The organism is Streptomyces boluensis (assembly GCF_009908195.1).
In the GTDB taxonomy this organism is placed as follows: domain Bacteria; phylum Actinomycetota; class Actinomycetes; order Streptomycetales; family Streptomycetaceae; genus Streptomyces; species Streptomyces boluensis.
Genome location: NZ_JAAAHS010000285.1, coordinates 1 through 10,002 on the forward strand (window position 1 = coordinate 1; position 10,002 = coordinate 10,002).

General features: G+C 71.5%; 7 protein-coding genes. 2 read left to right on the forward strand and 5 right to left on the reverse strand.

The genetic code is table 11. The features are described from left to right. Positions 1–79: 79 nt before the first annotated feature. The 3 genes from GUY60_RS27620 to GUY60_RS27630 form a co-directional block, all read right to left on the reverse strand. Positions 80–1,702, reverse strand: a complete 1,623-nt coding sequence (locus GUY60_RS27620; RefSeq protein ID WP_312866446.1) for a flavin monoamine oxidase family protein — start codon at positions 1,700–1,702, stop codon at positions 80–82. Between the two features lie 11 nt (positions 1,703–1,713). Then, on the reverse strand, positions 1,714–3,252 hold the full coding sequence (locus GUY60_RS27625) for an APC family permease (protein WP_161702586.1): 1,539 nt from the start codon (positions 3,250–3,252) through the stop codon (positions 1,714–1,716). A 130-nt stretch (positions 3,253–3,382) separates the two neighbouring features. Beyond that, positions 3,383–4,546 carry a YihY/virulence factor BrkB family protein gene (locus tag GUY60_RS27630; protein ID WP_161702588.1) on the reverse strand — a complete coding sequence of 388 codons (1,164 nt, stop codon included), beginning with the start codon at positions 4,544–4,546 and terminating at the stop codon, positions 3,383–3,385. 17 nt (positions 4,547–4,563) lie between these two features. Between GUY60_RS27630 and GUY60_RS27635 the strand changes: the two genes are divergently transcribed. Both GUY60_RS27635 and GUY60_RS27640 read left to right on the forward strand, forming a co-directional pair. Beyond that, positions 4,564–6,201, forward strand: coding sequence for an acyl-CoA dehydrogenase family protein (locus GUY60_RS27635; RefSeq protein ID WP_161702590.1), 1,638 nt, complete (start codon positions 4,564–4,566; stop codon positions 6,199–6,201). 286 nt (positions 6,202–6,487) lie between these two features. Then, entirely contained in the window at positions 6,488–7,777 is a 1,290-nt protein-coding gene (locus GUY60_RS27640) for a GAF domain-containing protein (RefSeq protein ID WP_376771328.1), read from the forward strand. A gap of 64 nt (positions 7,778–7,841) precedes the next feature. Here the strand turns inward: GUY60_RS27640 and GUY60_RS27645 are convergent, their stop codons facing one another. Both GUY60_RS27645 and GUY60_RS27650 read right to left on the reverse strand, forming a co-directional pair. Beyond that, positions 7,842–8,738: an NAD(P)-dependent oxidoreductase gene (locus GUY60_RS27645; protein ID WP_161702592.1), complete on the reverse strand. Its 897-nt coding sequence runs from the start codon at positions 8,736–8,738 to the stop codon at positions 7,842–7,844. Continuing rightward, positions 8,731–9,717 carry an NAD(P)-dependent oxidoreductase gene (locus GUY60_RS27650; protein WP_161702594.1) on the reverse strand — a complete coding sequence of 329 codons (987 nt, stop codon included), beginning with the start codon at positions 9,715–9,717 and terminating at the stop codon, positions 8,731–8,733. Before GUY60_RS27650 ends, GUY60_RS27645 begins: the two co-directional genes overlap by 8 nt. Between the last annotated feature and the right edge of the window lie 285 nt (positions 9,718–10,002).

Genomic DNA, 10,002 nt, shown 5'->3' on the forward strand with positions numbered 1-10,002 from the left:
AGACAGGCATCGACGCGGACATCCTCCCCGCCCCCGGCGACGGCGCCCCCGTCGTCGTACCGACGGCCAGGCCCCGCCCCTAGGTCAGCTTCCCTATCACCTCACGGGCGGCGCGTTCTCCCTCCGTCGCGCCGCCCTCCATGAAGCCCTGGAAGTCGTAGGAGCAGTGCTCGCCGCCGATGTGGAGGTTGCCCTGCGGGGTGCCTTCGTAGCCGGCGTAGCGGTGCAGATAGCCGACGGGCCAGTAGGAGTAGGCGCCGAGCGCGTACGGGTTCTTGTGCCAGGCGGAGAGCTGGGCCTTGCCCGTCCAGGCGGCCGAGGTGGCGGGGAAGACCTGGTCGATCTGGCCGAGGTAGCGGGTGGCGAGGTCGCGTACGTAGGGGTCCGTCTCGGTGTTGAACGGGCCCGCCGGTGACAGGGACTTGGCGAGGGTGCCGCCGCCGTACTGGATGAGGATGCCGCCGGTGCCGGGCTGGACCTTGGTGGTGTCCCAGGTCTGCTGGAAGTCGGTGTCGGTGAAGCAGTCGCCGGCGCTGACGCCGGGCCAGGCGCCGGTGCCGCGCCAGGGGCGGCTCGAGAACTGCATGTTGAGCTTGGTGCAGTGGCCCATCCGGGCGTCGCGCAGCAGGTTCGTCATGCGGGGGTCCAACCCGGCCCCGGTGAGGTCGAGTTGCTTGAGGACCGGCAGCGGGACGCACAGGATCGTGTGGTCGGCGGTGGCCGTGCGGGTGGCGCCGGCCTCGGTGTACGTGAGCGTCTGGGTGCCGTCGGCGTTGGCGCGTACGGCGGTCAGGGCGCAGCCGGGGCGCAGGGTGCCGTCGGGCAGGAAGTCGGCGATGGCGTGCGGGAGTTGATCGTTGCCGCCGGTGATGTGGTAGCGCTCGTTGGACAGGCCCCAGATGTTGAAGTGGCCCGGATTCGTCTGGTAGCCCATGAGCAGGACGAGGGCGAGCGCGGACTGGTCCGTGGTGTCGGCGCCGTACTCGACGTTGTAGGCGACGTCGAACCAGCGGCCGAGCGGCGAGCCGTGTCCGCCGGGGACGCGCGAGTCGATCCATTCGTACAGCGACATGTTGTCGAGGGCGGTGCCGGTCGGGGTGGTCTGGTTCCAGAAGACCTCGCCCGCCTCCGACAGGTCGCGGCGCAGGAGCTGGTAGACCGCGTTGAAGTCCTCGTCGGCCTGGGCGCGCGGGTAGTAGGCGCCGTTGAACCAGAGGATCTCCTCGGCACCCTGTGGACCGCCGCCGAGGAAGTCCTCGACGGGGAGGTCGAAGCGGCGGCAGAGTTCGAGGATCTTCTTGTGGCTGGTGTCGATCAGCTCGCCGCCGATCTCGGAGGTCTGGCCGTACGCCCAGTGGTCGCGCTGGGAGTACATGCGGCCGCCGACGCGGTCCGGATTCGCTTCGTAGAGCGTGCAGTTCAGGCCCGCGTCGTGGAGGGTGAGGGCCGCGGTGAGTCCCGCTATTCCGGCTCCTACGACGGCGATGCGGGGTGCGGCGCCAGTGGCTCTCGCTCGGGGTGCCGCAGCGACACCGGCGCCGATCGCGAGGCCCGCCGCCGCTGCCCCCTTGAGGACCGTCCGGCGCGCCGGTGCCGTTGCCGCCGCGCCGCGGACCTCGGCGACGGGTACTCCGAGGCGCCGGGCCTCGCCGTGCTCTGCTGCCAGTCGCTTCAACGCGTGCATGGGATGCGTACGAGACACGGGAGATCTCCTCAGACGGTGGCGGACGATGGCTCGGTGCCGGTGCTGGTGGCGCTGTCGGTGTCTGTGTCGGTGGCGCGCTCGGCCGCGTCCTCGAGGACGATCCGGCCGATGATCTCGTAACGGGCGGGCTGCTTCGCGCGCAGATACAGGCCGAGCCCGAGGCCGCCGAAGAAGACGAGGCCGACGATCCAGGGGATGGCCTTGAAGAAGAGGGAGTCGGCGGCCGTTCCCGCCGCGGTGTCCATGTTGATCACCAGGAGGACGACGACGGCGATCATGCCGATGCCGCCGAGCAGCGGGGCGAGGAAGGTCGTGAACCAGTGCCGGTCCTCGGGGTGGTTCCTGCGGAAGTAGCCGATGACGGCGAACGAGCAGAGGGTCTGCACGATGAGGATCGCCATCGTGCCGAGGATCGCGAGCAGCGTGTACAGGTGGATGTACGGGTCCTGGCCGGTGAGCCAGAAGGCGGCGACCAGGGTGACGGCGATCGCCGACTGGACGTAGGAGGCGATGTACGGGGAGCCGTGCGCGGGATGCGTACGCCCGAGGCCCCGGTGCAGGAATCCCTCGCGCCCGATCGCGTACAGATAGCGCGACGCGCACTGGTGGAAGGCCATGCCGCAGGCGAATGAGCCGGTGATCAGAAGCCATTGGAAGGCGTCGACGGCCCAGGCGCCGATGAAGGAGTGCGCCGGGTCGAAGAACAGGTCGAGCGGGCTGGTGGACTGCGAGACCTTCACCGAACCGGACAGGCCGTTGCCCGCGATGGTCATCCAGGAGACGTAGATGTAGAAGAGACCGACGCCGACGACCGAGATGAGAGTGGCGCGCGGGATGACCTTCTTGGGGTTGCGGGACTCCTCGCCGTACATGGCGGTGGACTCGAAGCCGACCCACGACCAGAAGGCGAAGAAGAGGCCGAGCCCGGCGGATGTGCCGGTGAAGGCGTTCACCGGGTTGATGGGTTCGACGGGGATGCCGTCGGGGCCGCCGCCGTGGAGCAGTACGGCGGTGGCCACGGCGAAGAGGACCGCGATCTCGGCGATCAGCATCACGCCGAGCGCCTTCGCGGTGAGGTTGATGTCGAAGTGCGACAGGACGGCGGTGACGGCGAGCATCGCGGCCGCGTAGAGGATCCACGGCAGGTCGGTGCCGAGCTGGTCGTGGACGGTGGTCTTCGCGAAGTAGGCGAAGACGCCGACGATCGACGCCTCGAAGACGACGTACGCGAGGACGGCGAGCATCCCGGACGCCATGCCCGCGATCCGGCCGAGACCGTGCGAGATGTAGCCGTAGAAGGCGCCGGCGGCGGTGATCCGTTTGGCCATGGCGACATAGCCGACCGAGAAGACGGTCAGGACGAGGGTCGCGAAGAGATAGCCCGCGGGCGCGCCGGTGCCGTTGCCCGCGCCGACGGCGATGGGCAGGTTCCCGGTCATCGCCGTGATGGGCGCCGCGGTGGCGACCGCCATGAAGACGACGCCGACGAGACCGACGGAGTTGGCCTTGAGGCGATGGACCTCAGGTGTGGTTGGTTGCTCTGGCATGGCGGGCACCTTGCCGTGGAGTGACCTACGCCACAACCCGGCAGGAGGTCGCGCAATTGCCTTACGGAGACGACGAGTTGTCGGGCCTCAGCGCCTCCCCCGCTCTGGGGGCACCGCCCCCACGTCTGCCTCAGTCGTGCGGGTGGCGGCGTTCGTCCGAGGGGTCGGCGGACTTGCGGGTGTGGGTCCGCAGGCGCCCCGTCACATCGTCCGGCGGCAGGAACTGCGCCCAGCGCTCCGGGAACTCGGAGGGCATCTCCGGGTTGTCCGGGTCCTCCTGCGCCGCCCGCGCCGCCCTCGCCCTGGCCACGACCTCGGCGGCACGCGCCTCCCTGACCCGCTCGTTGGCGGCCCGCGCCGCGGCCGTGGCGAGGGAGGGCCACACCCGGTCGACGGCCGCGTTCACGGCCGCGCCGACCAGGACCGCGAAGGCCGCGACCCCGATCCAGAGGAGCACCGCGATGGGCGCCGCCAGCGAACCGTAGATCGTGGGTCTGCCGCTGGGCCCCTCAATGGTGTTGGTGAGGTAGATACGGAGCAGGAAACTGCCGAGCACCCACATCCCGAGCGCCACCAGCGCACCCGGCGCGTCCTCCACCCACGGCGAACGCACCGGCACGGACACGTGGTACAGCGTCGTCAGGAAGATGATCCCGAGCAGGATCACCACCGGCCAGTACAGGACCCGCACAAGCGACTCGGACCACGACACCAGGTCGATCACGGCGTCAGGGCCCGCGACCATCAGCGGCAGCGCGACCGAGCCGATCAGCAGCGCGACGATGAACAGCAGAAACGCGAGCAGCCGCGTCTTCACGATGCCGCGCACCCCGTCGAGGCCGTACATCACGGTGATGGTGTCGATGAACACGGTCACCGCGCGCGAGCCCGACCACAGCGAGATCACGAAGCCGATCGAGATGACGTCGGGCCGTCCGCCCTTCATCACGTCGTCGAGGATCGGCCTCGCGATCTCGGTGACGCCCCGGTCGGACAGGACGGTGCTCGCGGCCTCCAGGATGTTCTCCCGCAGCGACTGGATGGTGTCGGCGCCGGTCCAGGTGTCGACGTAGCCGAGAAGTCCGATCAGGCTGAGCAGCAGCGGCGGTACGGAGAGCAGGGTGAAGAACGCGGCCTCCGCGGCGAGGCCCAGGATGCGGTACTCGACGCAGGAGTCGACGGTGTCCTTCACCAGCAGCCAGGCGGTCTTGCGCTTGGAGACGTTCCGGTAGAGGACCCGCGCGCGGTGGAGCCGTCCTGAGGTGGTCTCAGGTGTTTCTTTTGCCTGGTGCACGTCCTTACCGTATCCGTATGGCAGCGAGCACCCACACCGTGACCAATCAGGCGCCTCCCCTGGTGGGATACGACGTGTACACGTCCGATCGAGCCCTGTCCGAAGCGGTCGAAAGGCATCTGGACCCGGACCTCCTCGACGCGGCCCGCACCGAACTCAGCGCCCTCGGCACCGCCGCGGGATCGGCCGAGGTGCAGGAGTGGGGCGTCCTCGCCAACGAGAACCCGCCGAAGCTGCGCACCCACGACCGCTACGGCCACCGCGTCGACGAGGTCGACTTCCACCCGGCCTGGCACCGGCTGCTCGACGGCGCCGTGTCGGCGGGCCTGACCTCGGCGTGGAACCGGCCGGGCGGGCATGTGCGACGGGCCGCCGGATTCCTCGTGTGGACGCAGGCGGAGGGCGGTCACGGCTGCCCGGTCTCGATGACCCACGCGGCGGTGCCCGCCCTGCGCACCGACCCGGAACTCGCCGCCGAGTGGGAGCCCCGGCTCACGTCCACGGTGTACGAGCAGGGCCTCAGGCCCGCCGCGCGGAAGGCCGGTGCGCTGTTCGGGATGGGCATGACGGAGAAGCAGGGCGGCAGCGACGTACGCGCCAACACGACGGCGGCCCGCCCGCTCTCGGTATCCGGCGAGTACGCCCTGACCGGCCACAAATGGTTCTGTTCGGCGCCCATGTCGGACGGCTTCCTGGTCCTCGCCCAGGCGCCGGAAGGCCTGAGCTGCTTCCTGGTCCCCCGCGTCCTGGACGACGGCACCCGCAACGCGTTCGCGATCCAGCGGCTCAAGGACAAGCTGGGCAACCGCTCGAACGCCTCCGCCGAGGTCGAGTTCGACGGTACGTGGGCACGCCGGGTCGGTGAGGAGGGGCGCGGGGTGCGCACCATCATCGAGATGGTCGCGGCGACCCGCCTGGACTGTGTGCTCGGTTCGGCGGCCCTGATGCGGCAGGCCGTCGCACAGGCCGTGCACCACGCCACGTACCGCAGCGCGTTCGGCGGCCCGCTCATCGACAAGCCGCTGATGCGGAACGTCCTCGCCGACCTGGCCCTGGAGTCGGAGGCGGCGACGACGCTCGCGCTGCGGCTCGCGGCGGCGTACGACGAGGGCGGGGAGCGGGAGCGGGCGTTCCTGCGGCTCGCCGTTCCGGCGGCGAAGTACTGGGTGACGAAGCGGTGCACGCCCCTCGCGGCGGAGGCCCTCGAATGCCTGGGCGGCAACGGGTACGTGGAGGAGTCGGGCATGCCGCGCCTCCTCCGCGAGTCCCCGCTGAACTCGATCTGGGAGGGCGCGGGCAACGTCCAGGCCCTCGACGTACTGCGCGCCCTGCAGCGCGAACCGCAGGCGCTGGACGCGTTCCTGCGCGAGGTGGGCCTGGCCCGTGGCGCGGACCACCGGCTCGACGGCGCGATCAAGGACCTGCTGACCGAACTCGCCGACCTGAACGGCATCGAGGCCCGCGCCCGCCGCCTCGCCGAACGCATCGCCCTGGTCCTCCAGGGCTCCCTCCTGGTCCGCTTCGCACCCCCCGAGGTAGCGGACGCCTTCTGCGGGTCCCGCTTGGGCAGGGATTGGGGCACGGCTTTCGGCACGCTGCCGCACACGCTGGATCTGGGGGCGGTGGTCGAGCGAGCGGCGCCGGAGTTCGGGTAGCCCGGGAAATCCAGCCCGTCCGGCGTTTGAGGACGAGCCCGCAGGGCGATCGAGGGTGCCCCACAAAGAGGGCGCGACGTACGCCGACGTAAAAGAAAGCGCCGCAGGGGTGATGCCGCGCCGACACGGCACCACCCCTACTGCCCACTTTCGGTCAACGCCTCCCCGCTCCGCGAGAGTTGCACACCGTTGCATCGACTCCTTCCAACTCGGCCCCGTCCGGCCGTTCCGGCGGGACGATGGGCCGAGCGAGAGCAATACGCGCTGGGGTTGCGGGGAGGCACCGGTGACGAACTCGACGATCGACCTGGTACGGCTCGCGGCGATGGACTCGGTCCGCGCCGCCCGGCTGCTCAAGGGCGTGCGCGACGCCGCCCTGTCCGGGGCGGAGTCACCGGTCGGACCACGCCCGGTCATCGAGGAGTCGTGGGACCGGATGCTGCGCGGCGGCGTGGACCCGGACCACGACCACCGGACCGGACTGCTCGCCGTGGAGGACATCGAGGAGCGGCGCCGCAGTTCGCCCCTGCGGGAGATCGTGCAGGTGCTGCGGGAGGGCCTGGTGTCCATCGCGGACGCGGCGCAGCACATCATGGTGGTGGCCGACACGGAGGGCCGGGTGCTGTGGCGCGAGGGTCACACCTCGGTGCTGCGCAAGGCGGACGGCCACGGCTTCGAACTGGGCGCGGACTGGCGGGAGTCGACGGTCGGCACGAACGGCGTGGGCACCCCGCTTGTGGTGCGCAGACCGGTGCAGGTGTTCTCGGCGGAGCACTTCGTACGGACCCACCACTCGTGGACGTGCGCGGGCTCGCCCGTGACCGATCCGCGCGACGGCCGGCTGATCGGCGTCGTCGACATCAGCGGCCCGGTCGACACGATGCATCCGGCGACGCTGGCCCTGGTCCACTCGGTGACCCGGCTCGCGGAGGCGGAGTTGCGCACCCGGCATCTGGAGACCCTCGACCGGCTGCGGTCGGTGGCCCTGCCGCTGCTCTCCCGGCTGACGGGCCGCGCGGTGGTGGTGGACGACAACGGCTGGACGGCCGCGGTCACGGGCATGCCGCCGGTCGACCGGATCCCGCTGCCCAAAGCGTTCACCGGCGGCCGTACGTGGCTGGGTTCCCTCGGCGGGTGCACGGCCGAGGAGTTGCCGGGCGGCGGCTGGCTGCTCCGCCCCGACCCGGCCCCCGACGCGCAGGACGCACGGACCGGCACGTCCCTCGTCCTCGACCTGACGGGCACCCGGCACTGGACGCTCACCGTGTCGGGCAGCACCGGCCGCTGGACCCACGAACTCTCGCCCCGGCACGCCGAACTCCTCTACGTCCTGGCCACGCACCCGACGGGCCGCACGGCCGCCGACCTGGCGGCGGACGTGTTCGGCGACCCGGAACGCACGGTCACGGTGCGCGCCGAACTCTCCCGGATACGCCGCTACTTGGCGGGCCTCCTCGACCACCGCCCGTACCGCTTCCGCGAGGACACCGACGTACGCGTCCTCCTCCCCGGCTCCCCCGCCGACCTGCTCCCGCACTCGACGGCACGCTCGGTGCTGCGGGGCAGGGCGGGCTGAGGGCGGCCCCGGGCCGTACGGAGCCGAGGCCGCACGGAGCCGAGGCCGCACGGAGCCGAGGCCGTCAGCCGACCGGCGGGCCGGGTCGCCGCAGCGGTTCCACGACGCTCGCGAAGCTGTCGCCGCCATGGCCCTCGGCCTCCCGGCGCGTGAGCAGATCGAGCAGCGCGGCGTGCGGCCCTGGGGGGACGCCCTGTGCGCGACTCACCTCGACAAGCCCGGCCACAGCCGTACGGTTCATGGCGACGGTCGAGGCGCCGTCCGCGTAGGCCCCCGCGTCGATCTCCCGCGCCAGCTCCGGGAGGAAGGCGAGGAGCCCGGTGAGCCAGCGGGACAGGAGCGGCACGAACTCCGAGGCCCTCCTGCCCACGGAGGCCAGCAGCGCGGCGGAGTGCACGAATCCGGCGAGAGTCGCGTATCCGCCGCCGAGCAGCGCCAGGTCCTCGAACTCGGCGAGCCCCGGATCCGTCCCCAGATGGTGCGCCGGAGCGAGCAGCTCAAGCACCGCGTGATGCCGCGCGAAGGCCTCAGCATCCCCGCTGTACAGGAAGAACGCCTCCGTCGTCCCCACGGTCTCGGGCAGCCCCAGCATCGCCCCGTCCAGGTACTGGGCCCCGTGACCGGCCACTTGGCCGGCCAACTCCCGTGCCTGCTGCGGAGTGCTGGTGGTGAGGTTCACGACCACCCGGTCCCGCAGCCGCTCGCCCGCCCGCGCAAGGGTGTCCCGTGCCGCCTCGTGATCGAGGAGCGTGACCAGCACCAACTCCCCGTCGGAGACGGCCTCGGCCACCGTTCCGGCCACGCGCGCGCCGTCCCGTACCAGGGGCTCGGCACGCTCGGGGGTCCGGTTCCAGACGGTGACATGGTGCCCCTGGGCGAGCAGGGTCCGGGCGATGGGGGCGCCCATGCGTCCCAGTCCCAGTACGGATACCCGGGACGTGTGCCGCTGGTTCTCACGCATGGTTCTGCTCCTGTGCCGTGTGGAAGGCCTCGGCGACAGCCGCGATGCCGTCCGCGCCGTGCCCCGCGGCGCTCGCGCGGGCCAGCAACGCACGGACCATGTCCGGGAGTTCGGTGCCGATTCCGCGCACGCGGCTGGACTCGGCAAGGTGTTCCAGGGCGGCCGCGTGGACGTCGACGGTGCCGTCGTCGTCCGGGTACCGGCCGGTCGCGACGTGGTCCGCGTGCGTGACCATCAGGCCCGTCACGAACGGCATGTGACCGGCGGCCACTGTCGCGAACGCGACCGGATCGACCCCCTCCGCCCCGGTCAGCGCGACCGCGTGGTGAAAGCCCGCGAGCGCCCCCCAGGCCAGGCCGAACAGCGCCGTGTCGTACACCGCGGCGGCACCGGCGTCCGGCCCGACGAGCAGGGCGTTACCGAGCGCCGCGAGCACTCCGCGGCGGGCCTCGAACACCTCGGGCGCGCCGCTGAACACGAACAGCGCCTCGGGCGTGCCGACGATCCGGGTGCCGCTCATGGCCGCTCCGTCCAGGTAGGCGGCACCGTGCTGTCCGGCCCAGGCCGCCTCAGCTCGCGCCTGTTCGGGGGTACCGGAGGTCAGGTTGACGAGCACCTTGCCCCGCAGCCGGTCGGCGACCGGTTCGAGGAGTTCCCGTACGGCCGCGTAGTCGGAGACGGCGATCACCACCAGCGGCCCCGCCGCGAGCGCTCCGGTCAGGGACGCCGCTGCGGCCGCACCCTCCGCGACGAGCGAGCCGGCCTTGCGTGGGCTGCGGTTCCACACGGTGGTCGCGTGCCCGGCAGCCAGGAAGGCCCGCGCGAGGGTGGTGCCGAGCTGCCCGAGCCCGAGAACCGTGACGGCGCCGGTGTCTGCGGCGGTTTCTGTGGCGGTGCCTGTGGCGGTGTCTGTGTCTGTGACTGCGCCGGTGACGCTTTCGGGGGGCGTGGCCGTGGGGTCCGCGGTCGTTCGCGACATCTCAACTCTCCTTCGGTAGGCCGCTGTTGCGTGCGGTGCGGCGGCCGGTGGCGGCCGGTGGTGTGCGGTGATGTGCGGGCCGTTCCGTTCGGCCCAGGAACACCGTGCCGGGGAGTCCCGTCGGACCGCTGTCGGATCGCTGTCGGTGCTCCCGGCCGCCGACACGGTCCCGCCGTCCGCCTCCCGTCGACGACGAGGGTCGGATAACTTGAACCGATGATCTTCGGGGTGCTGGGCTCGCTGACCGTGCACACAGGGACGGCAGCCCTCGACCCCGACCCCGAC